This window comes from Ruegeria sp. CF3 (assembly GCF_056537365.1).
The window spans coordinates 426,556-451,962 of record NZ_JBQFRK010000001.1 but is presented as its reverse complement, the minus strand read 5'-3'; the positions used below and the strand labels follow the sequence as shown (position 1 = coordinate 451,962).

Below are 25,407 nucleotides of genomic sequence, written 5' to 3'. Positions count from 1 at the left end.
AGTGTACCGAACATTTTTACTTTGTGTCAATACAATTTGAAAGGATACCCAAGATGACACGCGCAATGCACAACCCCGCCCTCTTGCTGCTGAACGACAGCCCCCGGCTGCCGCTGATCGCCGCGCTGGCCGTGCGGTTTGCGGCGTCGGTCACACAATGGGAACAACGCCGCCGCAGCCGGGTAAACTTAGGTAAGCTGGATGACAGGCTGCTCCGCGATGTCGGGCTGACCCGCCATCGGGCAGATGCAGAAGTCAGCCGCTATTTCTGGATGAAATAGACTATCCCCAGTCCCATCTAAGGGACCTCTTCCTGGCCGGGGTTTATCCCCGGCCTTTTTTACCCAAAGGCAGCAGCGGCTGAGCCTTCTGGAGGAAGCGAATAGGTCATGCTGGCCCGCGCGACGGGTTTGTCAGAGCCTTCCGAGTAAATCAGCACATCCCCGACAGCCAGTGTTCGACCTAATTTCAACAACCTACACTCAGCAATCAGGTCCGCCCCGCCTTCGGGCTTGCGCAAGAAATCCAGAGAACTGTTGGTGGTGACAGCCAGAGATTGCCGACCTTTCCGTGCCAAAACCATTGCATATACACTGACATCGGCCAGCCCGAACATGGACGGACCAGATACTGTGCCTCCGGGGCGCAGGTGACGGTCTTCGACCCTCAGGCGCATGGTGATGTTGGCTTCTGTCAGATCCTCGACCACAAAGTCGCTATGAACCTGTGGAAACACCTGCGCCAGGTATTCCGTCAATTCTTGCTTGTTCAGTGCTAATGACATGCTTCCCCTCGTCGCTCTGCCCGCCTAGAGTTGGCCTGAACGCCAGCGGGAGGGCAAGATGGCAATTCTGGAACGTCACGACACAGGTGCAATTGCACGGCTTCGAATGAACGCGCCTGAGCGGTTGAACGCCCTCAGCGATGAAATGCTGGCGGCCCTGCAGGCAGAGTTCAATGCGCTGCGCGAAGACAAGTCGATTCGTGTTGTTGTTCTTTCCGGTGCGGGGAAAGCCTTTTGCGCGGGGCACGATCTGAAACAGATGACCCAGGGGCGGCAGGCACCCGATGGTGGGCTTTCCTATTTTCAGGATCTGTTCGACCGATGTGCCAAGATGATGATGTCCATTCAGTCCCTGCCCCAACCCGTGATCGCCCAAGCGCACGGGATCGCCACTGCCGCAGGGTGTCAGCTTGTAGCAACCTGTGACCTGGCAATCGCGGCCGAGGGTACACGGTTCGGCGTAAATGGTGTCAATATCGGCTTGTTCTGCTCCACTCCGATGGTGGCTCTCAGCCGGAATATACCGCGGAAACAGGCGTTTGAAATGCTCACGACCGGTGATTTTATCACCGCCGAACGCGCGGCTGAGCTGGGTCTGATCAATCGAGCGGTTCCCGAGAACTTGTTGGAAGATGAAACCAATGCGTTGGCCGAGAAGTTGGCAGGCAAGCTCAGCAGTGCGGTGAAAATCGGTAAAACCGCTTTTTATCAACAGATTACAATGCGGACTGATCAGGCATACGATTATACCGCCGAGGTAATGGCACAGAATATGATGGACCGGAATACTGAGGAAGGAATTAGTGCCTTTATCGAAAAGCGCCCGCCTGATTGGCACCAGTAACGCAATTATTTAATACATTTTTGCCGACTGTTCGCATTTTTTCACTTTTCAAAAGGGCGACACTGTGGCAAAGCTGGGTCAAGGCCAAGGCCTGACCATACTTTTGGGTCGCCGTGGGCGGAAGGTCCCTCCAAGCTGGTTTCTCTCACCGGCGTTGACATTCCCGCAGCGGCGACCCCAAGAATCCCCCTCAGAACTAAAGCGATTACTGCGCATTGCGCATGGCGCTGCTCTGCCCTATTTGGCAGCCCATGACAGAGACATTGCATATCGTGGGCGGCGGCATGGCCGGGTCCGAGGCCGCCTGGCAGGCAGCGGAAATGGGCGTGGATGTTGTGATCCACGAAATGCGTCCTAATGTGGGCACGTTTGCACACCAGACCGGCAATCTGGCCGAGATGGTGTGTTCGAACTCATTCCGATCGGATGATGATGAACAGAATGCAGTCGGCTTGCTGCATTGGGAAATGCGCGCGGCAAACGGGTTGATCATGACGACCGCAGATAGCCATCGCCTGCCTGCGGGTGGCGCGCTTGCGGTTGACCGTGATCCTTTTGCCGAAGCCGTAACTGCCAAGCTGAAGGCCCATCCACGGGTCTCGGTCTCAGCGGAAGAAGTAACCAGTCTACCCCAAGACGGAAAGTGGATCTTTGCAACCGGGCCGTTGACCTCGCCCGCATTGGGGGAAGCCATTCGCGCAGAGACTGGTGCCGAGGCGCTGGCCTTTTTCGACGCGATCGCCCCCATCGTCTATGCAGACAGCATTGATATGAGCAAAGCCTGGATGCAGTCACGCTACGATAAGGGCGAGACTGAGGAAGAGCGCACCGCCTACCTCAACTGTCCGATGGATCGTGACCAGCACGAAGCCTTCATTGATGCGCTGCTGGCTGCAGATAAGACCGAATTCCACGAGGGAGAGACCGCTGGTTATTTCGACGGCTGTCTGCCGATCGAGGTTATGGCCGAGCGCGGTCGTGAAACTTTACGCCATGGCCCGATGAAACCTGTTGGCCTGACAAATCCGCATCAACCGGACGTAAAACCTTATGCCGTCGTCCAATTGCGGCGCGACAATGCCTTGGGCACGTTGTTCAATATCGTCGGCTTTCAAACCAAGATGAAATACGGAGCGCAGACCGAGGTATTTCGTATGATACCGGGTTTGGAAAATGCCAGCTTTGCGCGATTGGGTGGCATTCACCGCAACACTTTCATCAACTCTCCGACTTTGCTGGACGCGCAGATGCGGCTCAAGTCTAGGCCAAATATTCGTTTTGCGGGGCAAATTACGGGGGTGGAAGGGTATGTGGAAAGCGCAGCGATGGGCCTTTTGGCAGGCCGTTTGGCCGCTGCCGAAATACTAGGCCGATCCCTTCCCGACGTACCGCAAGACAGTGCGATGGGCGCATTGATCCACCACATCACGGGCGGCGCCGAAGCCAAGACCTTCCAGCCGATGAACGTGAATTTCGGTCTGTTTCGCCCGGTCGACGGCCTGAAGGGGGGGCGCCGAGGCCGTAAGGACCGCTACAAGGCCTATACCGATCGCGCAAAAGAAGTCTGGAGCGATTGGGTAAAGCAGTGTTGACTGGACGTCGCCCCCAGCCTGCGCCTAACATGTAAGGTATGAGCGATAAGTTTCTGAAAGACACATACAATCTGAATTCTGCCCAGGAAACGCACGATCACTACCAAAAATGGGCGGCCTCATACGATGATGAAGTCGGTGAGCACGGATATGTCACCCCGGACCGTGTTGCGGCAGCATTGAAATCCTTTGTCTCAGATGCTGATGTGCCGGTGCTGGACTACGGATGCGGTACCGGGTTGTCGGGTTTAGCACTTCGCAAGGCGGGTTTTCGTGTCATCGATGGGATGGATCCAACACCAAAGATGCTGGAAGGTGCCGCTGCCAAGGGGGTTTATCGCAACTTGATAAACTTCGAAGTTACTGATCCCAACCCCATTGAGGCCGAGGCTTACTCAGCCATAACATGCATTGGCGTCATCGGTGTTGGTGCCGCGCCGCCTGAAACCTTTGATCTACTTATGAACGCGCTGCCACGTGGCGGATATCTGGCGTTTTCCTTCAACGATCACACTTTGGCTGACCGCACTTACACCGGGCGGCTGAACGACTGGCTGGACATGGGTCACGCAAGGCTGTTATTCCGCGAATACGGTCCGCACCTACCGGGTATGGACATGAAATCTGACGTTTATGTTGTTGAAAAAACGTGACATTCACAACGCGTTTCGCACCATCTCCAACAGGTCCGCTGCATCTAGGGCATGCCTATTCCGCGCTTCTTGCGTTTGATCAGGCACGGGCTGCGGGTGGATCATTTCTTTTGCGGATCGAAGATATTGATCAATCGCGATCCAGGTCTCGTTGGGAAACCCAGATCTACGACGACCTGCACTGGCTTGGACTGCACTGGCCGCACCCGGTGATGCGCCAGTCGGACAGGCTGCCGCGATACAGAGAGGCATTGGAGATTCTCAAAAACACGGGCCTGGTCTACCCTTGCAGCTGCAATCGTGCCGATATCGAATCTGCGGCCGGTGCTCCGCAGGAAGGTGTACCCCAGTTCGGACCTGACGGGCGCATCTATCCAGGCACGTGCCGCGACCGCCCTTTGTCGAATGCTTCAGCTGGTGATGTTCTGCGCCTGAACATGCACAAGGCAATCAAGGCATCCGAACTTCGTGGATTTTGTGAAACTGGTGCGAAGTATTTGGGAACGCATGAGCTTGATGCGCACAACCTCATGAACGCGGTTGGCGATATCATTCTCGTTCGGCGCAATATGGGCAGTTCGTATCACCTGTCCGTTGTGGTTGATGACGCGGACCAGAACATCTCCCATGTGGTCCGGGGCGAGGATTTGTTCGATGCCACGCAGATACATGTCCTTTTACAAGGGCTGCTTGGGTTGCCGACACCTGTTTATCATCATCACCGTCTGATCCGGGACAACAACGGCAAACGCCTCGCAAAACGTGACGACGCACGCGCCATCTCGCTTTATCGCGAACAAGGAGCATCTCCCGCTGAAATCAGAGAGATGGTGGGCATTTGACCTGACCACCATCAGAGGCCCCTCTATTCCATTGGCTTCATGAGTTCGACTTCGGTCCCATCGCGGACGGCCGTGTAGAAACAACTTCGCCGGTTGGTGTGACAGGCTGGCCCCGTTTGGTTCACCACAACCAGCAGGCAATCCCTGTCGCAATCGACGCGAAAATCCACCAGGGCCTGCAAGTGGCCTGAGCTTTCGCCCTTGATCCAGAACGCCTGTCGTGACCGCGACCAATACGTAACCCGTCCGGTTTCCAACGTGTGCTCGATGGATTGGGCATTCATCCAGGCCATCATCAGAACCTCACCCGTCGCTTCGTCCTGTGCGATCGCGGGGATCAAACCCGCCTCGTTGAATTTTAGTGTCGACGGATCGAACAAGACTGCGTCAGCCATCGCAAAAACCTTTTGCATCCCAGAATCCCGCCATTATGTATGGGGAATGGACAACGAGGGAAAGCCATGAGCGGCGAAACCGATCTGATCAAGCTCTATTCCGGACGCATCTTGGCGCTAGCTGCGGATATTCCCCATCTGGATCGCTTGGATAATCCCGATGCGACGGTAAAGAAACGAGCCCCTTTGTGTGGATCGACCGTGACTGTAGACGTCAAGCTCGAAGATGGGCGGATCGTGGACTTTGGGCAAGACGTCAAGGCCTGTGCGTTGGGTCAGGCCTCGGCTTCGGTCGTAGGCAGCGCCGTGATCGGGGCGACGCGGTCGCAGGTCGAAACCGCACGTGATCAGCTTTCCGCAATGCTGAAGAAAGACGGCCCTGCCCCCGAGGCGCCCTTTGACGGGCTCGAAGTTCTGATACCCGCGCGGGACTACAAGAACCGCCACGCGTCAATCCTGCTGGCGCTTGACGCGACCGCCGAGGCGATGGAGCAGGCCGAACAAGCCAACTGCGCCTGATTGGCTTTTCCATACAAAGCCGTATAGGGTGCCCCCAATGATTGGGGGGGCTAACGTGAACAATTTGCTGGAACATTTTGTGACGCTCTGGGTCGTGATCGACCCGATCGGCACCATCCCCGTCTTTATCGCTGTCACTGCTGGGATCGCGACGGGTGCGCGTCGTAAAACTGCTTTACTGGCCGCGTTGGTCAGCGCAGGCATTCTGCTGTTCTTTCTGATCTTTGGGCAACTTGTGATCGAGGCTTTGGATATCGGCCTTAACTCGTTTCAGGTTGCAGGCGGAATTATTCTGTTTCTCTTCGCTCTGACCATGATCTTTGGCGAAAGCAAACAGGTGATCGAGCAGCGCCAGGCCGAAGAAGACCTGGACGACAAAATGCACAAGACCAATCCGGCCATTTTCCCTTTGGCCGTCCCTTCGCTTGCGTCACCAGGCGCGATGCTGGCGATAGTGGTTCTAACGGACAACAACCGATACAGCGTCGCCGATCAGAGCATCACTGCACTGGTTATGTTGGTCGTTATTGCCATAGCGTTTGTGCTGATGCTGCTGGCCGAGCCGATCATCCGGTTGATCGGGCATTCCGGCGCGGCAATCATCAGCCGCGTGATGGGGATGATCCTTGCATCCGTCGCCGTAAATTCAGTTCTATCCGCCACGATCGAAATCATCAAAACCGGACAGCTGTAAAAAGAACCGCCGCACCTTCCGGGCGGAAAGGGCGGCGGCAAGTCATGCGTTTCTCATGTAGGGTCCGGATCACCGCACGGGGCCGAGGCAGGCCCCTTCAAGGGAAATGGGACAGGCAGGTCACCCTTGACTATGACGGGGAGACAAGCGCGGTGTGATCGGCACGAGATCGCAGGCAGAAAGGCTCAGAACCCGGTTGGCAGGTGAAGGGCAACCACCAGCATCACAACCAGTGAAACCGCGCCCGCTGCATCCTGCAAAATCGTAGATTGTGAACGGGTAAAGGCAGTTTTGATCTGGCTCAGCATGGTCTCACCTCCGGTCAGGTTTAATCCTTTGTTGACCTTTTGTTCTCATATTTTAACGAGTCGGTAAAGAACTTTTTGAGAACATTTGTGAACTTAGTGGGATTTTCGGTCTAACCCACTGATATCAAACGGATCGCCTGATCCTGCTTCATAAGCCACAGAAGAACACGCGCAGCCTGCCCCCGATCCGAGGTCAATTTGGGGTCTGCGGACAGCAAAGCGCGCGCATCTGATTGCGCCACCGCCATCAGCCCAGCTTGCCTTTCAAGATCAGCTATCCGGAACTTTGGCAGGCCAGATTGTGCGGTTCCGATCAAGTCACCCGCACCGCGCATCTGCAGATCGGTCTCGGCAATGCGGAAGCCGTCTTCAGTTTCTCGGAGTACCTCCAGCCGTTTGCGACCACCCTCGCTAAGCGGTGGCTGATAAATCAACAAACAGGTTGAGGCATCTTCACCACGTCCAACTCGGCCCCTAAGCTGATGCAACTGCGCCAGACCAAAAATCTCTGCCCGCTCAATCACCATGATCGTGGCGTTCGGCACGTTCACCCCAACCTCGATCACCGTAGTAGCGACAAGGACTTTGGTCTTACCACTCTGAAACGCCGCCATTGCCGCGTCTTTATCGGCGGGCGGCATTTGGCCGTGTACCAGACCCACCACATCGTCCCCCAAGATCGCGCGCAACCGTTTGAAACGCTCCTCAGCCGCAGTCAGGTCCGAGACCTCGGATTCATCGACTAATGGGCACACCCAATAGCATTGTTTGCCTGCATCAATCGCACCGCGCAGATGGGCCACAACTTCATCCATGCGTTGCGTGCTGACGACTGCGGTCTTGATCGGTTTACGACCCGGCGGCTTTTCATCCAGCACCGAAACGTCCATATCGCCGTACTGCGCAAGCGCCAAACTGCGCGGGATGGGCGTAGCGGTCATCACCAGCACATCAGCGCGTTGGCCCTTTTCGGACAGCTCCATGCGTTGGCGGACGCCAAAACGGTGCTGCTCATCAACGATGGCCAGCCTTAGGGCTTTGAATTCAACATCGTCCTGAAACACCGCGTGGGTACCGACCAATATCTGAATATCTCCCTGCTTCAGCGCAGCCAGCTTCGCTCGACGCTCAGCCCCCTTGTCGCGCCCGGTCAGGATTTCCAGCACAACTCCGGCTTCTTCTGCCAATGGTCGCAGCCCTTCAAGATGCTGCCGGGCAAGGATTTCGGTAGGGGCCATCATCACCCCCTGCCCGCCAGCTTCGACGGCTATAAGCAGCGAAACAAATGCTACCAGAGTCTTTCCTGCCCCCACATCGCCCTGAAGCAACCGGTTCATCCGCGTCTCAGCGGTCATATCTGCCGAGATTTCCTCGATCGCGCGTGTCTGCGCTCCGGTTGGTCGATATGGAAGGCTTGCCAGCACCTTGGATTGCAAAGCACCGGTGCCGAGACTGACGATCCCCCGCGCTTTACGCTCACGCTGTCGTGCCAGGGCCAGCGTCAGTTGATGTGCGAGCAGTTCATCGTAAGCCAGACGTTCCCGCGCAGGCGCAAAAGGTGCTACGTCGTCCGCCCCTTGTGGGTGATGCGCCGCGTGAATAGCAGTTGTCCAATCTGGCCAATTCTGTTGTGCCACCTGAGCAGGGTCGGCCCATTCGGCCAGTGCAGGTACTCGCGCCAACGCACTTTGAGCAGCTTTATAGGCAGTTTTTTGCGTCACACCCTGCGTCAGATGATAAACCGGCTCAAACTCGGGCAATTCGCCTGCGTTTTCAGGCGCGACCATATGATCGGGGTGTACCATCTGAGCCATGCCATCGAACAGCTCAAGCTTTCCCGATACCACCCGGCGTGCGCCCTCCGGCAACAGCTTCTTCAGATAGTCCCCTCGGGCATGAAAAAACACCAGTTGGAAATCCGCCTGACTGTCTTCAACATGAATGCGATATGCGCCCCCTTTGTTCCGCGGTGGTCGATGCGTGCCGATCGTCACCTCAACAGTCAGAGTCGTTGGAAGGTCGGCGCCCTGAATCGTATCGCGTCGCCGCCGGTCAATCACCGCATAGGGTAGCGAAAACAATACATCGCGCGGTGAATCGATCCCCAATTGGCCCAAAAGCTGCGCGGTCTTCGGCCCCACACCATCTAGTGTTTCAAGACCCGCAAACAGCGGAAAGAGCTGTTCAGGCCTACCGCTCATAGATCGCCAATCAGTTGAAGCCAGCTATCTTCATCCAAGGTTTCGATGCCCAGATCAGCCGCTTTTTTCGCCTTGGACCCTGCGCCCGGGCCCGCCACGAGCAAATCAGTTTTCTGGCTGACTGAGCCGGATACCTTGGCCCCCAGCGCTTCGGCGCGGGCCTTGGCCTCGGCGCGTGTCATCTTTTCAAGCGTTCCCGTAAACACGACGGTTTTTCCTGCGACCGGACTGTCCGACGCAGGAGCCTCTGGTGGAACAACCGTCAGATGTTTACGCAGATCATCAAATGCTTGGCGTTCCTCCGAATTGGCAAACGCATCAGATAGTGACAACCCGAGCGTGGCGCCGATTCCGTCGATACCAATCAGATCAGCCCAGGCGCTGGCGGCATCTGTCGAAACATCCATTCGCGCGAAAGCCGCATCCCGAACTTCTTTAACTTTCGCGCGTCTCGCTTCTGCAGTAGCCGCGATTCTCTCGGCGTCTTCCGCTTCATCGGCTGCACGCTGCGCAAGCGCGGCAGGCCGGGCCGTATCAATGGAGGCCGCCATTACATCCCATTCCCGATAAAACAACGCCAAATCTCGCGCACCAACTTCGCCCACATGACGAATCCCCAGAGCGAACAACAGACGGGCGAACGGTATGGTCCGCTTATCATCGATCGCTGCGAACAGGTTGCTGGCCGATGTCTCGCCCCAGCCGTCGCGGTTTTTCAACCGAGCCAGGTTTTCGGTGTCGCGATCTTTCAATGTAAATATATCAGCGGGTGTATTTATTGGCAGAAGAGGATCGCCATAAAACATCTCGATTTGTTTTGCGCCAAGCCCTTCGATATCGAACGCCTTGCGCGATACGAAATGTTTGAGTTTTTCAACCGCCTGCGCTGGACATATCAGCCCCCCTGTGCAGCGGCGGACCGCATCCCCCTCTTCCCGGATCGCATCGCTGCCACATTCCGGGCATTTCGTCGGGAAAGCGAAGGGCCGCGCATCATCGGGTCGTTTCGACAGATCAACATCCGAGATTTTCGGGATCACATCCCCGGCCCGATAGACCTGAACCCAATCTCCAACGCGAATATCCTTGCCCTCACGAATGACTCCGCCTTTGGCGTCCCGCCCTGCAATATAATCTTCATTGTGTAGGGTCGCGTTCGAAACAACTACCCCGCCAACGGTTACCGGATGCAGCCGCGCTACCGGGCTAAGCGCGCCCGTACGACCCACCTGAATGTCGATGGCCTCAAGCTGCGTCCAAGCCAGTTCGGCAGGAAACTTGTGCGCAATCGCCCAGCGGGGCGTGGTAGATCGGAAACCCAGCCGGGCCTGCAGACTCAGATCATCGACCTTGTATACGACCCCATCAATGTCATAGCCCAAGGTCGCGCGCTGAGCTTCAATCTGACGGTAATGTTCCAACATCTCATTAGTCGTTGAGCAACGCCTTGTCAGCGCATTTACCTGGAACCCCAAGGTTTTGAGGCGATCAATTGCGCCCATCTGAGTCTCAGCTAGCGGTGCAGACAGTTCACCCCAGGCGTAGGCAAAGAATTTCAGCGGGCGAGATCGTGTTATTTCGGAATCCAGTTGACGGAGCGAACCAGCCGCAGCGTTGCGCGGATTTGCAAAGGTCTTTCCACCTGTTTCGACCTGACGTGCGTTCAAAGCCTCGAAATCATGGTGAGACATGTATACCTCGCCGCGGACCTCGAGAACGTCTGGTGCACCCTCAATTCGGTGTGGAATATCGGAAAGCGTACGCGCATTTGCGGTAACGTTTTCACCGGTCTCACCATCACCACGTGTTGCAGCCTGCATCAGTTCACCCTGCTCATACCGCAGGGATAATGACAGGCCGTCGATTTTGGGCTCAGCTGTATAGGCGAGCGGTGCCTCATCTCCCAGTCCCAGATATTTGCGGATCGAGCGGTCAAAATCGGCAACATCCGTGTCATCAAACGCATTGCCCAGTGACATCATACGCACGGCGTGGGTCACTTTTGCAAATCCATCTGAAACGCGTGCGCCCACTTGTTCAGTAGGGCTGTCGGAGCGTTTCAGTTCGGGGAATCGCGCCTCGATCTCGGCATTGCGACGCTTGAGAGCATCATAGTCGGCATCCGAAATTTCTGGAGCATCTTCAGTGTGATAAAGCTGGTTTGCCCGCAGCAGTTCGTTGGCGAGCCGGGCCAATTCTTCCCGTGCTTCATCTTCTGTCAGATCTGCGATTGCTGTGGTATCGCTCATGGCCCCGCCCTGTCACATCGTCTTGAAAACCAGTGATAGGACGAGGCCATGGTCAGGTCCAGTGTTGTGCTGAAACGCGAGTGGAATTACCGCCCCAGACCAACGACGGCAGCTATCAGATCAGGTCAAGCGCCCACAGCCATGCGGGTTTCACCCATGTTGTTGGCTTGTGGATCCCGCAGGACATATCCACGGCCCCAGACCGTCTCGATATAATTCTCACCGCCGGTCGCATTGCTGAGTTTCTTGCGTAACTTGCAGATGAAGACATCGATAATCTTGAGCTCGGGCTCATCCATGCCGCCGTAGAGATGGTTCAGGAACATTTCTTTGGTCAGTGTTGTTCCTTTCCGCAGGCTCAGAAGTTCCAGCATCTGATATTCCTTGCCTGTCAGGTGTACGGTTTTTCCGTTCACCTCTACGGTTTTGGCATCCAGATTTACGGCGACCTGCCCGGTGTGTATCACGGATTGAGAATGCCCCTTAGAGCGGCGGATAATCGCATGAATGCGCGCCACCAGCTCTTCGCGATGGAAAGGTTTGGTCAGATAATCGTCTGCTCCAAATCCAAATCCCTTGATCTTGCTTTCGGTGTCATCAGCGCCCGACAGGATCAGGATCGGTGTCTCTACCCGTGCTATGCGCAGTTGGCGCAATACTTCATGGCCGTTCATATCCGGCAGGTTCAAGTCCAACAGGATGAGGTCGTAATCATATAGCTTGGCCAGATCGATGCCTTCTTCGCCAAGGTCCGTCGCATACACGTTGAGATTGGCGTGTGTCAGCATCAGTTCGATGCTTTTGGACGTGGTTGGATCATCCTCGACAAGAAGTATGCGCATGTTCACTGCTCCAATTTAGGTCAAATTCTTCAACTGATTTGAGCCTGAATAAAAATGGTTAATCTGACGTTACCGTTGAATCATTTATTCACTTTCACCTTTAAGTTGTCGATATTTTTTTAAGGCCGTCACCTTCAACGCATCGATCCCGTGCTCAGCAACTGCTGAGACCCACGAGTTGAACTCTTCATCGCTGATGCCATAGCGCTTTTTGGCTTCGGACAACGAAATCAACCCATAAAGTACACCACGCACGACGATCACCTTGCGCGACGCCACCCAGCGCCGCGTGTCCGCAGGAGGTAAATCGGCGCGTGTCAGCACGCTCCCGTCCGGCAGGGTGACCGACCTTGGACCTTCCACTTTGTGCAAATACATCTCTCATACCTTCTACTGCTGCGACAAAGCTGCACCCAGCCTACTTAAAAGGGCGTGAAACCGCCCCTTGAGAGTGTGTAGAATTTTCTTATATTCTGCCGGTCTTTCTTAACCCGGACAGGAACCGCCTATGGCCCTCGATACCGAGACCCCGCTGAACTCGCTTGGCTTTGCCAAACCACCCTCGGAAACGCGGGTTGTCGTGGCCATGTCCGGCGGTGTGGACAGCTCTGTTGTGGCGGCCCATCTCGCTGATCAAGGCTATGATGTCGTAGGTGTTACTCTGCAGCTTTACGATCACGGTGCGGCGTTGGCCAAGAAAGGCGCGTGCTGTGCGGGAATCGACATCCACGATGCGCGTCGCGTGGCGGAAGAACGCGGGTTCCCTCACTACGTCTTGGACTATGAAAATATCTTCAAGGACGCTGTAATCGACGAATTCGCCGACAGCTATCTTGCCGGCGCGACTCCGGTGCCCTGCATCCGTTGCAATGAACGGGTGAAGTTCAAGGACTTGCTTGAGACCGCCAAGGACCTTGAGGCCGACTGCATGGCCACAGGCCATTACATCCAGCGAAAGATGGGCCCCAATGGCGCCGAGCTTCATAGCGCTGAGGATGCAAATCGCGATCAGTCCTATTTCCTATTTTCGACCACACCGGAACAGTTGGATTTCCTGCGTTTCCCGCTTGGCCACCTGCCCTCCAAAGACGCCACGCGCGAGATGGCGGCACAATATGGGCTGGCCGTTGCGGACAAGCCGGATAGTCAGGACATCTGTTTTGTGCCCAACGGAAACTATGCCAGCGTGATCGAAAAACTGCGCCCCGGAGCCGCAGAACCCGGTGAGATCGTACACGCCGATGGCCGCGTTCTAGCGCAGCATAACGGGGTGATTCACTATACGATCGGTCAGCGTCGTGGGCTCGGTATCGGTGGTCTCAGCGAACCTTTGTATGTGGTCAAGCTGGATGTGGACAAGAAACAGGTTGTTGTCGGCCCCAAAGAGATGTTGGCCACAAGAACCGTTCCCGTGCGCGAGATCAATTGGCTGGGAGACGAACCGTTCACGTCAAAGAACGAATGGCATGTTTCGGTCAAAGTCCGCTCGACCCGCCCCCCGCGTGAGGCGATTATTCGCCCCCTTTCGGACACAACAGCCGAGGTTGAATTGCTGACGCCCGAGGAAGGTATCTCTCCGGGTCAGGCTTGTGTGTTCTACGAAACCGATAGCAGCCGTATCTTTGGCGGCGGCTGGATCTGGCGCGGTTACTAAATCGCGTCAGTCCACGAGTTGCTGAGGATATAGATCCCGGCACAAATCATCACGTAAGGCACCAGTTTCTCAAGCCGACGTGCGAAACCGCCGGTCATGATTGGGGATTGTGCACCCCAAAGCCCCAGCATGGTCAGCGTCAGCGCTGCGGCCACCGCGCCGGTGACACCCGCAATCCGATAGCTGGGGGCTGAGTCGGCCAATAGCGGCGCAAGCACAGCGAACGTGTCCATCGACAGACTTATGAACAGCAGCATGGTGACGAATGTTGAGGCACTCGTGGATATTTGGGGGGCCTCGTCGGTTTCTGATCCGCGGAACTGACGGATAACTCCGATCAGCCCGAGGCCAAGTGGTATCACGCCCAGATATCCAGCCCAATGTGGCACCACATCATCGACACCCAAGGCCAACAATAAGGCGGCCGCGATGATTAACATCTGCGCCAGCAGGAAGCCCGCAACGGTCCGGCGCGGACCAGACACCATCATCAACGCTACAAGAGCTGCAAGGTTGTCGAGATTGGTCAAAACCTGCGCCATGAAGGCCGAAGCAGCGAAGATCGTGTGATCCAGCATCACGATTTCATTCTGTCCAAAACGGCCCTTGCCGCACGCAAACCCGGTGCTTCGCCACCGCGACCAAGACGCTCCATCGTCGTCGCCATGGCTTGATGTTGGGCGTTGGGAGTGGCGGCCACCTGTTCCAACGCCGCAGCGATCTTATCCGGTTGGCATTCATCCAGCAGACATTCGGGTACTGCGCGTGTCTCCGAGACCAGATTGACCAGTGTGACGGTGTCCAGCTTAACCATTCGTTTTGCGATCAGCGTGGTCAGCCAGTTGAGGTTATAGGCAATCACCATCGGTGTTGCCTGCGCGGCCAGTTCCAATGAGACCGTGCCGGATGCAGCCAATGCAAGATCAGCTGCGGCAAACGCTGCCCGTTTCTGCGCTTGCGCGTCGTCCGAGGGCAATTCCCGCGGATCGACAACTATCGGATTCCCCGGCCAGTTCCGAACCTGTTCGGCGACCGCATCAACCATATGTGCAACTGCGGGCACGACCACGCGCATATCGGAACGGTCTTTCAGAAATTCCTGCAAAGCAGCGCCAAAGATCGGAGCCAGCCGTTCGACCTCACCCCGCCGAGAGCCGGGCAAAGCCAGCACGATCGGCGCGTCGCCCAGATCGTGAGCCGCGCGGAATCGCTGGATATCCTGATCGGACGCAATGGGTTCGTTCACAACCGGATGGCCGACAAAGTCACACTCCATCCCTGCCCGCTCCATATAAGGCGGTTCAAAGGGTAACAGCGCAAGGACGTGATCGATTACTTTCGCCATCTTGTCTGCGCGCCCCGGCCTCCAGGCCCAGACGCTGGGGGCAACGTAGTGGACAGTGCGAATCTCGCTGGAGGCCTTTACCAGCTTAGCCACACGCAACGAGAAATCCGGGCTGTCGATAGTGATCAGTACATCAGGCTTCGTGTCTAGAACTGCCTGAGCAGTCTCAGCGATACGGCGTTTTAGGTGAAAGAACTTGGGCAGAACCTCGACCAACCCCATAATGCTGAGTTCAGACATGGGAAATCGGCTGGTCAGCCCCTGCGCCTGCATTAGCGGCCCGCCAACCCCATCAAACTGCACCTCTGGCAAAAGGGTGCGCAGACCTTCCATCAACGCGGCCCCTAAACGGTCGCCCGAAGGTTCACCGGCGACCAGAAATACGCGCATCAGACCGTGCGCTCGCGGACATAAAGAAACAGACCAAGGCGATTGCATTCTTCAATCACGCGATCGCGTTGCAAAACGATGACGCCGCCCTTTTCAATGACAATGCCAGACAAGCCCGCAGCGACGGCTGCTGACACGGTGTCGGGTCCGATGGCAGGCAAATCTGCGCGCCGGTCCTGATCCGGCTTTGGACCTTTGTACAGAATGCCACCGCCCGCGTCGGGGCGCTGTGTCAAGGATTGCAGCATCCATGCGGTGCCATAGATGCCCTCGATCGCCAACGCTTGGGATTTCAGTACTACGCAAGCCTGAGCGATATCCGCCGCCCCCATGTTGCGCAGGATTCCTGCCGCTCGATCTGCGTCGGCGTGATCCGCTTCAGAAGGCTGGGCTTCGGTCAATGAGCCAAGCGGCGGCAGCAAATCCGGCGCGATCTCATGCGCCGCACGGACCGTCAAACCGGCATCCTCAAATATACCAATGACCGCGCGCAATGCGCCGTCGTCACCGGCCATTATGGCCTTTTGCAGGATCGGCACCAGCGGCATCGTTGCCGCATCAATGCGAGCTGGATTGACAGTCGGACGACGCACTGCCCCTGCCATGCAAATCTCGGTCACGCCGCGGGCTTTGAGATCGGCGATGAAGCTACCCAGTTGCTCTAATGGAAAAACTAAGTCGGTGGTCAGTGTATCGGGCTCAAACCCTTCCAGAGCGCAGATTAGCGGGCGGTTTGGCAGATAAGTGACGACCTCGTCTGGTAAAGCGCCAGTTCCTGCGATCAATGCCAGCATTGGCCTACTTCCTCGGGGTCAGGAACGAACGGTCTGTTTGCCCCGTCACAAATTCGACGATCTGGCGCACATATTCGTTGTCAGCATCCTCGCCCAGCCGGGTGGCGCGATCCATGAAGGTGCCGTCTCCTTCTGACAGTTCCTTGAAGGCCGCGCGCAATGCCGAGATATCCTCACGCGTTACACCACGCCGTTTCAAACCGACCAGGTTCAAGCCATCCAGCTCGCCCCGAGGCGCCTGAACAAGCCCATATGGGATCACATCATTCGGGACCATCGTAAGCGCGCCAATGATGGCACCGCGACCTACGCGCACGAACTGATGCAAGCCCGAAATTCCACCAACGATGACGTCATCCTCGATAATACAGTGACCAGCCGCGCCAGCGTGATTCACCAGAATGACCCGGTTGCCGATTTGTACATCATGCGCCACGTGGACACCGGCCATCAGTAAGCAGTCATCGCCAATCCGGGTGATACCACCGCCGCCATCCGTGCCGGTGTTGATGGTCACATGCTCGCGAATGCGATTGCGTTCACCGATTTCAAGGCGTGTGTTCTCACCACCGAATTTCTTATCTTGTGGGATTTCACCGACTACTGCGAAGCTAAAAATCACTGTGTCATCACCAATTGACGTATCGCCGGTGACTACGACATGGGATTTCAATTCGACCCGATCGCCCAGACGGACCTGCGGACCGATATGGCAGAATGGACCAATCGTACAACCCTGCCCGATCTGCGCACCGTCTTCGATAATGGCGCTGGGATGAATACCGCTCATGTTGTTTTTTCCATGTCCCAGTCGACATAGGCCGAAAATTCAGCTTCGGCAGCAACCTCGCCCTCGACTGTCGCGCGGCCGCTGAACTTGAAGATCTTGCCACCTTTCTTACCGCGTACAGTTTCGACATGCATTTCGAGAACATCGCCAGGTACGACCTTGCGGCGGAATTTGCATTTGTCGATATTCATGAAATAGATCAGCAACTCGCTGTCGATTACATCCATGCCGACACCCAGCATAACCCCTGCAGTCTGCGCCATCGCCTCGACAATGGTCACGCCAGGCATGATCGGAGTTCCGGGGAAATGGCCCTGAAAGTGCGGCTCGTTCATGGTGACATTCTTGATGCCCACCGCTGATTGATAGCCATCGATATCCACAACCTTGTCGACCAACAAAAACGGATAGCGATGCGGCAATATACGCTGAATCAGCTGAATGTCGGCGCTCTTGGTTTCCGTGGTCATGGTGCGGATGTCCTGTTCTGGATGTCTCTTTCAAGCGTGGTTAGCAATACCCGTACCCAAGGGCAAGCCAGCCTATTCGTTGTTATTGTTTTCAAGTGTAGCGCCGTCGCCGATTGCGGCATCGATCCTGGCGATCGCAGCGTTGGTAATATCTGAGGCGTCCGTGCTTAGAACCACATTGGACCGCTCGATCACAATCGAGGCGCCAAATTCGCGCAGCAATTCGATCAGCACCGGTTGCGCCATTTCAAAAAACTGACCACGCGCCTCTTCGCCGCGCCGCGCTAATGCGTCCAGTTTGGCGCGCTGGCCGTCACGGTGTGATTGAACTTTCTCGTCAAAAGCTTCGGCAAGCGGGCGAAACTCGTCCGCTGAAAGATCTGACCTCTTTTCGGTCAGATCTTTTTCTTCCTTGCTCAACTGCGCCACAATCCGTTCGTTTTCTTCAGCCAAAAGGGTGCTTTCGGCTTCAATCTCGCGAAAGACGCGCTGCCCAAAGGCGGAATCTGCAAACAAACGCTCACTGGAGATTGTCAGAACGTCTGTTTGTGGCACGCCCAATTGCTGCGCACCCAGCGGCATTGCTACAGCTACAAGTATCAAAACGCACAGGGCCCTTAGCGGGCCCTGCAGGATGTTCTTAACTTCGGTGATCATTCGCGATCAGAACCTGGCTTGAACGGTCAGGTCAAAGCTTTGCTCTTTATCGAAGTCCTCTTTCTTGAGGGCCTGCGAGAAGTTGAAGCGAAGCGGACCAAACGGTGTTTCCCACAGTACGGATACCCCTACAACATGCCGGATCGAACCGCTTTCACCAACAATATCAGCGCCAGCGGTGTTGACGTTGTTGAGATTGTAGAGGTTGCCAACATCGTAGAAGACGCCGCCACGCAGCCCCAGTTCTTCGGGCAGCCCCAGCGGGAAGTCCGATTCGAAACGAGCAACCCAGTAGTAGTTGCCGCCGATGGCATCGTCCTGCCCGTTCGAAAGGTCACGCGGCCCGATACCAGCAGGCTCAAACCCGCGGAATGTGCTAGGACCTAGAACAAACCGGTCGAGCGTGCGGCTGAAATCGTCCCCGGTCCAGTTCAGTGCACCCAATTCAAGCGTCGCGCGCAATACGACTTCTTCGTTGAGGACGCGTTTCTGGGCTATCGCCCGTGCCGTGGTTTTGAAGAACTCGTTGTCCCCGCCAAGACCAGCAGCATCCACGCCGACTTCGAACAGGACGCCCGCTGTGGGGTTCAGGCCACCAATACGGCTATCGTATACGTAGGATACACCCAGAGAACTGCTGGTTCGTTTCCCCTGATCGATCTCTGATGAGATGACAGCGCCGTTCCGCTCATTGCTCTGCTGGGTCATTTCGCTGCGATCCCAACCATAGCGAAGACGCAACGCCGACAATTCACCAATCGCGTAGCTCAGCTGTGGGCGGAAGAACACTGTTTTTGTGTCGTAGCTGGCAAAGCTCGAATTGGTGCTGGCCAGACCAAGCCCAAGATCAAAGCGCAGCTTACGGCCCAGCAGATAAGGCTCGGTAAAGTTGATAACGTACTGTTCAGAATCCTGAGCTGTCGACAACGTGATACCCAGGTTTTGCCCGCGGCCGAGGAAGTTCGATTCATTCAATCCGATTGCGATCCCGAAACCGTCCGAGACCGAGTAGCTACCACCCAGGCTCAACGAACCGGTGGGTTGTTCTTCGACATCCACGTCCACGATGACCTGGCTTGGCGACGATCCCTCGCGGGTTTCCACATCAGCGACCGAGAAGAAACCCAAGGCGCGAATACGTTCGGCGCTCTGGCGGATTTCACGGGGATTGAAGGGGTCGCCTTCAACGGTATCGAATTGACGGCGGATCACACGGTCTAGCGTGGTTGTGTTCCCCTCGATATCGATGCGTTCCACAAAGATACGCGGGCCACGGGTTAGCACGAACTGGACATCCAATGTCAGATCGCGGGGATTACGCGTTACCCGGGGCTCGACCCGCAGAAAATCAACGCCGTTTTTCAGCCCCAGACGCTCCATCCGCGCGATCGAGTTCTCAAGCACCGTCGGAGAATAAATTACACCTGGTTTGACTTTCAGAGCCGCCTGATAAGGCGCCGGGTCCACACCCGGGATCTCACTGACGGTCGTAATCTGACCGAACGAGAACCGCTGTCCTTCTGTGACGTTCATAACCAGAAAGAATGCATCCCGTTCGCGGGTGAATTCGACATTGGCACTATTGACGCGAAAATCGATATAACCGCGTGACAGGTAGAAATCACGGATCACCTGTTTGTCGAATTCGATTCTGTCGGCAATGAAGGTGTCGCCGCGAAGGAAGGTCCGCAGAATGTTCGCCTGCTTTGTTTCAAGCACGCGGCGCAGTCGACGGTCCGAAAACGCGCGGTTTCCTACAAAACTGACTCGCTCGACCTCGATTGTCGTTCCCTCGGCAACTTCGAACACCAGATCGACACGGTTATCGCTGCGACGAATGATGCGCGGGATAACCGTCGCGGATACGCGGCCCTGCGCCGAATATACTTCGGCAATCAGGTCAGCGTCCGCTTCGGCCTGTTGAGGCGTGAATACGCGGCGGGTTTGGGACGATATCGCTTCGAGCAGGAGATCATCTTTTACGCGGCGATTGCCCTCGATGCTAATCTGGTTGATGGTCGGGTATTCCTCGACCGCGATGACCAACGTACTGCCACGTGGTGTAAGTTCGACTGTTTCAAAAACACCACTGTCAAGCAAACGCTGGAAGGCATCATTCAATTGTCCTGCCGTAACAGTCTGCCCCGGTTCGATTCCGGTGCGGGCGATAATCGTCGAAGTCTCGATCCGTCGATTGCCCTCAACTTCGAAGCTGTTGATGGTGTAAGATTGCGCCTGTGCGGGCTGCGTCAGAACCAGTAAACCCGGTGTAGCAAAAAGGAAAAAGAACGTTAGTGCCTGCCACAAAATGTTGCTTTTCCGCCCCCGCGAGCCGCAGTATGTGCCCGTGCGCCTGCTGTCAGTCATTTTTATCACTACCCAGAATTTTCAGCCTTTAGCTGCTGAGTAGCCCGATTGTGGGGCCATGTCAAAAGACGAAAAAGCAAAAACGGCCCATAAGGCCGTTTTACGTAAGTCAGACATGTTCAGGAGAATCACAAACCGAGCAGATAACCACCAACAGCTAGGGCCAGTGCGGTCACGGCAAAGCTGAGCAGCATATCCCAGTTCAACTGGAACAGGACGCTGACACTCTGATAGGATTTTTGAAACGCCTTGGTCATTGAACTCAAGCCTACACTTATCGATGCACCCCAATAAGATAGGCTTGAATTGCGGCAATTTTGCGTCGGAACGGTGCCAAGATCGCCTTAATCAGCAGAACAGATCATTACTGACCGAGAAAAGCATCAATGACAGGATCAGTGTGACACCGACCCCCATCAGTACCCTCAGCGCTTTATCACTGGGTGGTCTACCAGACACAGCTTCATAAGCGTAGAATAGCAAATGCCCCCCATCCAAGGCTGGGATCGGGAACAGGTTCAGCAACCCGACCGCCGTTGACAATACGGCGATAAAGAAGATGAAGTTCTGAGCTCCCTGGCTGGCCATAGCACCCGAGGTTTCGGCAATACCGATCGGCCCGGAAATGTTGCAGGTGCTGATCGCTCCGGTGATCATGTGCCACATTCCCGACAGTGAGCCTTCGATGATGCGCCCGGTTTGGACCACGCCACCTTCGATCGAATCCCAAATGCCCGCTGGAACGGTTTCGGGATCGATCATCATGCCGCCGACGATACCGATGCGCCAATGGGTGATGAAACCACCATCCGACGTCGGCTCGTCGGTGCGTCGGGGCGCAAGTGCAAATTCTAAATCCGCCCCGTCGCGCCATACATCCAACAGCAATACGCGCCCGTTCGATCCTTCGACATGTTCCTTAAGTTGCTCGAACGCAAAGATCGGATCACCGTCTACCGCCGTGATTACGTCGCCCTGCTGCAACTGTATGTCCATCGCTGCACTGCGCGGCGTAACCTGTTGGATTAGCGGTGGAAAGAGCCAAGGTGCCACGACATCAGTGGTCTCTCCATCTCGGATAACCGTATAGTCCAGCTCTGGTTCTACAGGCAGCGAATTGATGAAATCGGACCAGTTGCTTGCGTCATCGAAATCCGGTGTTGGAATGCCTGCGATGGCGATAATCTCATCGCCCTCCTGCAGACCCTGAATTGTACCAGGCAACGGCTGCAGTGCGCCAACAGTCAAAGGTTCACGGGAAACACCCTGCGACCAGAAAATCAGGCCAAACACCAATATCGACATCACGAAATTAAAGACCGGCCCTGCCGCAACAGTAGCCGCACGCGCCCAAAGCGGGGCGCCGTGCATGGTGCGGCGCAGCTCTTCCGGGCTTTGTGCAGAGATCTCACTCATCGCGTCTACGTCTTTGCCGGACGCGGCATTGGCATCCCCCAGGAATTTGACATAACCGCCAAATGGCAGCAGCGCGACCTGCCAGCGAGTGCCGCGCTTGTCTACGCGGCTCCATAGAACCGGGCCGAAACCGATCGAGAACACTTCGGCATGAATGCCAGACCACCGACCAACGATGTAGTGGCCGTATTCGTGCACCGCGACAATCACTGAAAGCGCAATAACGAAGGCTATTATCGTGTAGAGCAGATTGCCAAATTGCGGGATCAAAGAGAGTATGTCCAAAAGTTCTATCCTGCTCGTTCCAATACGGTTTCATCGACCCACTGACGTGCGAGATGGTCCGTTTGCTGTACATTATCAAGGGTCAATGGTGCATCAATCAGGCTGTCTGAGGCCTCAAAGCGCTCCAACACGGCCGACACCGTGTCTGCCATATCCAAAAAACGTATCCGGTTTTCTATAAAGTGGTCCAATGCGCGCTCTTTGGCGGCGTTGAAGATCGCACCGGACAAGCCGCCGCGCTGCATCACTTCGCGGGCAAGACGCAAAGCCGGGTAACGCGCTTCATCCGGTGCATGAAATCGCAACTGACCCAGTTGCGCGAGATCCAGACGCGCAACTGGTAAATCGCGTCGTTCGGGCCAATGCAGCGCGTACCCGATGGCATGGCGCATATCCGGAGCCCCCAGATGTGCCATCAAGGCGCCGTCCTGAAATCCGACCAGTGCGTGAACGATGGATTCGGGGTGCACGAGGACTTCGATATTCGATGGGTTAACGCCAAAATATTCTTTGGTTTCTATAACTTCCAATGCCTTGTTGAACATAGATGCGCTGTCGATCGTAATCCGCTGTCCCATGTTCCAGTTCGGATGACTCGATGCCTGTTCAACAGTTGCTTTGGCCAGATCGCCAAGCGGCCAATCCCGGAACGCTCCACCGCTTGCGGTGATAATGATCCGTTCGACGCTAGTCATATCCTCGCCCACAAGCGCCTGAAAAACTGCCGAATGTTCGCTATCCACGGGCAATAGCGTGGCGCCATGCGCCCGAGCCGTTTCCAGAACCAGCGGCCCGGCACAAACCAGCGTTTCCTTGTTGGCAAGCGCGAGTGTCGCCCCTTGTTTCAACGCTTCGATCCCCGGAGCCAGTCCTGCGGAACCGACAATTGCAGACATCACCCAATCCGCCGGTCGCGCCCCGGCCTCGATCAGAGCGGCCTGCCCCGCAGCCGCTCGCACTCTGCTGCCGGCCAATGCGTCACGCAGATCATCGAGTTTGTCATCAAACGCAGTCACCGCCACGTCTGCATCCAGGCGCACCGCATCGCGTGCAAGCTGCGCGACGTTGCGTCCACCGGTCAACGCGACCACGTCATAGGCATTCGGATTTCTTGCGATCAGATCAATCGTATTCTGGCCAATGGAACCAGTCGCGCCAAATATGGATACCCTTCGCATCACATACCTCCGGGCGCGTAAAACAGCCCTGCGAGCAACACAAAGACTGACGCGCCCATCATCCCATCAAACCGATCCAGAAACCCGCCATGGCCGGGTATAAGGTTTGAGCTGTCCTTAACGCCAAAGCCACGTTTTGTCGCGCTTTCAACAATATCACCGATCTGGCTGGCCATAGAGGCAAGAACCGAGACAACGATAAAAGCAATGCCGAAACCGGCATAGTGCGCAAAAACTGTTCCGACCAGCGCGGCGGCAACCCAGCCTCCAACCGTACCGGACCATGTCTTCTTGGGGCTAACTCTGGGCCAAAACTTAGGTCCGCCAAGCGTTTTGCCCACAAAATACCCGGCGACATCCGTGGCCACGACCACAAGGATCAGCCAAACCATCCATCCAAATCCCAGGTTTTCTCGGATCGATATGAATCCCAGCCCCGACATCGCGATCCAAAGGGCAAACAGGACGTATATCCCGCGCGCACGGTTGATCTGTCCTGCTCCTACCAATGCCGGGGCCACCAAACATGGAAGCTTGTATAGCGGTGGTAGATGATAGCTTAGGACCACGGCGAACCCGGTCAGTATCGCCAGCTGAATCGCGACACCCTGACGTTCTGGGTCGATCATCCGGATCAGTTCCCATATCATCAGACCGCAGACGGTGCCGATAAATATCTCAAACCACAGGCCGCCTAGCCAAACTTCGACTGCCGCAATAGTCACAAGAACCGAAGCCGACAAAACCCGGGCAGTCAGATCAGACCATCGGCCATCACTCATGCCGGGACCGCTCCAAACCGCCGTTCACGCGATCCATAGTTGCGGCACAGCCGTTCTAGTTCTGCAGCGGTGAAATCAGGCCACAGAGTATCGATGAATTCGTATTCGGAATAGGCAGACTGCCACAGCAGGAAATTCGAAATCCGCGCTTCACCACTGGTACGGATCACCAAATCGGGGTCAGGCAGAACGCGCGTGTCCAGATATTTGGGCAGAGTTTCCTCGTCCACGTCCTCGGGGCGCAGAATGCCATCGGCCACGTCACGTGCCAAACGTCTGGTCGCGCGCGCCACCTCGTCACGACCGCCATAGTTCAAGGCAACGGTTAGATGAACCAGGTCGTTGTTCTGTGTTTCGCGTTCAAGCGTATCCATCAGCTCGGTCAGCTTGGCATCCAGCCGAACTCTATCCCCAATGAAACGGACCCGAATGCCGTTATCTTTCAAGGTCTTGGTCTCTTTGACGATGTAACGGCGAAACAAGCTCATCAGGCCTGCAACTTCGACCTGAGTGCGTTTCCAGTTTTCAGTCGAAAACGCAAATACTGTCAGATACTTGATCCCTAAACCCGGGCAGGCCTCGACCACCTCACGGACGCGGCGCGCACCTGCATGATGGCCAAACAATCGAGGCCGCCCGCGCGACTGTGCCCAGCGACCGTTGCCGTCCATGATGATAGCAACGTGGCGCGGCCCTGCAATCGGAGAGGTATCGGGATCCTTTGGCATATCCGAGGCTCAGACCTGCATGATCTCGGCTTGTTTGGTCTCGAGCGCATCATCGACGGATTTGATCATGGTATCCGTCAGCTCCTGAACCTCGGTTTCCCAGAATTTCTGATCGTCCTCGGACATGCCGTCTGCCTTGGCCTTTTTGATCTGGTCCATGCCATCACGGCGCACATTCCTGATCGAAACCCGTGCGCTTTCTGCATATTGACCCGCGACCTTGCCGAGCTCGCGACGGCGTTCTTCGTTCAGTTCGGGAATCGGCAGCATGATGATGGTACCATTCAGTTGCGGGTTAATACCCAAACCGCTTTCCCGAATGGCCTTTTCAACTTTGCCGACGAGGCCCTTGTCCCAAACATTCACGGTTACCATGCGCGGTTCAGGGACGTTCACGGTACCAACCTGATTGATCGGAGTCATCGCGCCGTAAGCATCGACCATGACGGGCTCAAGCATTGAAGCCGATGCACGACCGGTCCGCAGCGAAGCGAATTCGGTTCTGAGGTTGGCCATGGCACCGTCCATGCGGCGTTTCAGATCATCGGTATCGAGTTCGAAATCATCAGACATGCTGCTCACTCCCCGTCTTCAGGTGATGTTCGGATGGGTCTTAAGCCATCACAAA

General features: G+C 56.0%; 27 protein-coding genes and 1 pseudogene. 8 read left to right on the top strand and 20 right to left on the bottom strand.

What is annotated here, in order from left to right; genetic code table 11:
* Window positions 1-53 precede the first annotated feature (53 nt).
* Complete coding sequence (locus ACR0KC_RS02280) at window positions 54-281, top strand: YjiS-like domain-containing protein (RefSeq protein WP_170393113.1); 228 nt, start codon at window positions 54-56, stop codon at window positions 279-281.
* A gap of 59 nt (window positions 282-340) precedes the next feature.
* On the opposite strand, the gene ACR0KC_RS02275 is transcribed toward ACR0KC_RS02280, so the two are convergent.
* On the bottom strand, window positions 341-784 hold the full coding sequence (locus ACR0KC_RS02275) for a PaaI family thioesterase (RefSeq protein WP_480704777.1): 444 nt from the start codon (window positions 782-784) through the stop codon (window positions 341-343).
* 49 nt (window positions 785-833) lie between these two features.
* Here ACR0KC_RS02275 and ACR0KC_RS02270 point away from each other — a divergent pair.
* The 4 genes and pseudogenes from ACR0KC_RS02270 to gluQRS form a co-directional block, all read left to right on the top strand.
* Window positions 834-1,628, top strand: a pseudogene (locus tag ACR0KC_RS02270) (enoyl-CoA hydratase); the annotation flags it as partial.
* A 251-nt stretch (window positions 1,629-1,879) separates the two neighbouring features.
* Window positions 1,880-3,220, top strand: coding sequence for a methylenetetrahydrofolate--tRNA-(uracil(54)-C(5))-methyltransferase (FADH(2)-oxidizing) TrmFO (trmFO, locus tag ACR0KC_RS02265; RefSeq protein ID WP_170405674.1), 1,341 nt, complete (start codon window positions 1,880-1,882; stop codon window positions 3,218-3,220).
* A gap of 38 nt (window positions 3,221-3,258) precedes the next feature.
* Window positions 3,259-3,873, top strand: a complete 615-nt coding sequence (locus ACR0KC_RS02260) for a class I SAM-dependent methyltransferase (RefSeq protein WP_170595665.1) — start codon at window positions 3,259-3,261, stop codon at window positions 3,871-3,873.
* Window positions 3,870-4,715 carry a tRNA glutamyl-Q(34) synthetase GluQRS gene (gene gluQRS, locus ACR0KC_RS02255; RefSeq protein ID WP_480704775.1) on the top strand — a complete coding sequence of 282 codons (846 nt, stop codon included), beginning with the start codon at window positions 3,870-3,872 and terminating at the stop codon, window positions 4,713-4,715. Before ACR0KC_RS02260 ends, gluQRS begins: the two co-directional genes overlap by 4 nt.
* Before the next feature lie 23 nt (window positions 4,716-4,738).
* Here gluQRS and hisI read toward each other — a convergent pair whose 3' ends face one another.
* Entirely contained in the window at window positions 4,739-5,128 is a 390-nt protein-coding gene (hisI, locus tag ACR0KC_RS02250; RefSeq protein WP_170421534.1) for a phosphoribosyl-AMP cyclohydrolase, read from the bottom strand.
* Between the two features lie 48 nt (window positions 5,129-5,176).
* Here hisI and ACR0KC_RS02245 point away from each other — a divergent pair, with 48 nt between their 5' ends.
* The gene (locus tag ACR0KC_RS02245) at window positions 5,177-5,629 is read left to right on the top strand and encodes an iron-sulfur cluster assembly scaffold protein (RefSeq protein ID WP_480704773.1); all 453 of its coding nucleotides are present in this window, start codon (window positions 5,177-5,179) and stop codon (window positions 5,627-5,629) included.
* A 55-nt stretch (window positions 5,630-5,684) separates the two neighbouring features.
* On the top strand, window positions 5,685-6,323 hold the full coding sequence (locus tag ACR0KC_RS02240) for a MarC family protein (protein ID WP_170393121.1): 639 nt from the start codon (window positions 5,685-5,687) through the stop codon (window positions 6,321-6,323).
* Between the two features lie 185 nt (window positions 6,324-6,508).
* On the opposite strand, the gene ACR0KC_RS02235 is transcribed toward ACR0KC_RS02240, so the two are convergent.
* The 5 genes from ACR0KC_RS02235 to sciP form a co-directional block, all read right to left on the bottom strand.
* On the bottom strand, window positions 6,509-6,631 hold the full coding sequence (locus tag ACR0KC_RS02235; RefSeq protein ID WP_255612104.1) for a hypothetical protein: 123 nt from the start codon (window positions 6,629-6,631) through the stop codon (window positions 6,509-6,511).
* Between the two features lie 110 nt (window positions 6,632-6,741).
* A complete protein-coding gene (gene recG, locus ACR0KC_RS02230) occupies window positions 6,742-8,832 on the bottom strand; it encodes an ATP-dependent DNA helicase RecG (protein ID WP_480704771.1) in 2,091 nt (696 codons plus the stop codon).
* The gene (ligA, locus tag ACR0KC_RS02225) at window positions 8,829-11,081 is read right to left on the bottom strand and encodes an NAD-dependent DNA ligase LigA (RefSeq protein ID WP_480704769.1); all 2,253 of its coding nucleotides are present in this window, start codon (window positions 11,079-11,081) and stop codon (window positions 8,829-8,831) included. The genes recG and ligA overlap by 4 nt, the downstream gene beginning before the upstream one ends.
* 125 nt (window positions 11,082-11,206) lie before the next feature.
* The gene (gene ctrA, locus ACR0KC_RS02220; protein ID WP_170393124.1) at window positions 11,207-11,923 is read right to left on the bottom strand and encodes a response regulator transcription factor CtrA; all 717 of its coding nucleotides are present in this window, start codon (window positions 11,921-11,923) and stop codon (window positions 11,207-11,209) included.
* An 84-nt stretch (window positions 11,924-12,007) separates the two neighbouring features.
* On the bottom strand, window positions 12,008-12,301 hold the full coding sequence (gene sciP, locus ACR0KC_RS02215) for a CtrA inhibitor SciP (RefSeq protein ID WP_170393125.1): 294 nt from the start codon (window positions 12,299-12,301) through the stop codon (window positions 12,008-12,010).
* A gap of 130 nt (window positions 12,302-12,431) precedes the next feature.
* Here sciP and mnmA point away from each other — a divergent pair, with 130 nt between their 5' ends.
* Window positions 12,432-13,577, top strand: coding sequence for a tRNA 2-thiouridine(34) synthase MnmA (gene mnmA / locus ACR0KC_RS02210; protein ID WP_170405650.1), 1,146 nt, complete (start codon window positions 12,432-12,434; stop codon window positions 13,575-13,577).
* Here mnmA and ACR0KC_RS02205 read toward each other — a convergent pair.
* From ACR0KC_RS02205 to frr, 13 genes are all read right to left on the bottom strand, one after another.
* The gene (locus ACR0KC_RS02205) at window positions 13,574-14,155 is read right to left on the bottom strand and encodes a cadmium resistance transporter (RefSeq protein WP_170625932.1); all 582 of its coding nucleotides are present in this window, start codon (window positions 14,153-14,155) and stop codon (window positions 13,574-13,576) included. The genes mnmA and ACR0KC_RS02205 overlap by 4 nt on opposite strands.
* A complete protein-coding gene (gene lpxB, locus ACR0KC_RS02200; RefSeq protein WP_480704767.1) occupies window positions 14,155-15,312 on the bottom strand; it encodes a lipid-A-disaccharide synthase in 1,158 nt (385 codons plus the stop codon). The genes ACR0KC_RS02205 and lpxB overlap by 1 nt, the downstream gene beginning before the upstream one ends.
* Window positions 15,312-16,106: an LpxI family protein gene (locus tag ACR0KC_RS02195; protein ID WP_480771428.1), complete on the bottom strand. Its 795-nt coding sequence runs from the start codon at window positions 16,104-16,106 to the stop codon at window positions 15,312-15,314. Before ACR0KC_RS02195 ends, lpxB begins: the two co-directional genes overlap by 1 nt.
* Before the next feature lie 4 nt (window positions 16,107-16,110).
* A complete protein-coding gene (lpxA, locus tag ACR0KC_RS02190) occupies window positions 16,111-16,896 on the bottom strand; it encodes an acyl-ACP--UDP-N-acetylglucosamine O-acyltransferase (RefSeq protein WP_170405636.1) in 786 nt (261 codons plus the stop codon).
* On the bottom strand, window positions 16,893-17,366 hold the full coding sequence (fabZ, locus tag ACR0KC_RS02185) for a 3-hydroxyacyl-ACP dehydratase FabZ (RefSeq protein WP_170393131.1): 474 nt from the start codon (window positions 17,364-17,366) through the stop codon (window positions 16,893-16,895). Before fabZ ends, lpxA begins: the two co-directional genes overlap by 4 nt.
* Window positions 17,367-17,438: 72 nt before the next feature.
* Window positions 17,439-18,023 carry an OmpH family outer membrane protein gene (locus ACR0KC_RS02180; protein ID WP_480771427.1) on the bottom strand — a complete coding sequence of 195 codons (585 nt, stop codon included), beginning with the start codon at window positions 18,021-18,023 and terminating at the stop codon, window positions 17,439-17,441.
* A 6-nt stretch (window positions 18,024-18,029) separates the two neighbouring features.
* The gene (gene bamA / locus ACR0KC_RS02175) at window positions 18,030-20,390 is read right to left on the bottom strand and encodes an outer membrane protein assembly factor BamA (protein ID WP_170393133.1); all 2,361 of its coding nucleotides are present in this window, start codon (window positions 20,388-20,390) and stop codon (window positions 18,030-18,032) included.
* Window positions 20,391-20,518: 128 nt separating this feature from the next.
* Window positions 20,519-20,647, bottom strand: a complete 129-nt coding sequence (locus tag ACR0KC_RS02170; protein ID WP_255612105.1) for a hypothetical protein — start codon at window positions 20,645-20,647, stop codon at window positions 20,519-20,521.
* Window positions 20,648-20,738: 91 nt separating this feature from the next.
* Window positions 20,739-22,091: an RIP metalloprotease RseP gene (gene rseP / locus ACR0KC_RS02165; protein ID WP_170595683.1), complete on the bottom strand. Its 1,353-nt coding sequence runs from the start codon at window positions 22,089-22,091 to the stop codon at window positions 20,739-20,741.
* A 5-nt stretch (window positions 22,092-22,096) separates the two neighbouring features.
* Complete coding sequence (gene dxr / locus ACR0KC_RS02160; RefSeq protein WP_170405627.1) at window positions 22,097-23,269, bottom strand: 1-deoxy-D-xylulose-5-phosphate reductoisomerase; 1,173 nt, start codon at window positions 23,267-23,269, stop codon at window positions 22,097-22,099.
* Window positions 23,269-24,051, bottom strand: coding sequence for a phosphatidate cytidylyltransferase (locus tag ACR0KC_RS02155; RefSeq protein WP_170393136.1), 783 nt, complete (start codon window positions 24,049-24,051; stop codon window positions 23,269-23,271). Before ACR0KC_RS02155 ends, dxr begins: the two co-directional genes overlap by 1 nt.
* Window positions 24,048-24,779, bottom strand: coding sequence for an isoprenyl transferase (locus tag ACR0KC_RS02150; RefSeq protein WP_170421502.1), 732 nt, complete (start codon window positions 24,777-24,779; stop codon window positions 24,048-24,050). Before ACR0KC_RS02150 ends, ACR0KC_RS02155 begins: the two co-directional genes overlap by 4 nt.
* Window positions 24,780-24,788: 9 nt before the next feature.
* Entirely contained in the window at window positions 24,789-25,352 is a 564-nt protein-coding gene (gene frr / locus ACR0KC_RS02145; protein ID WP_170393138.1) for a ribosome recycling factor, read from the bottom strand.
* Window positions 25,353-25,407 lie beyond the last annotated feature (55 nt).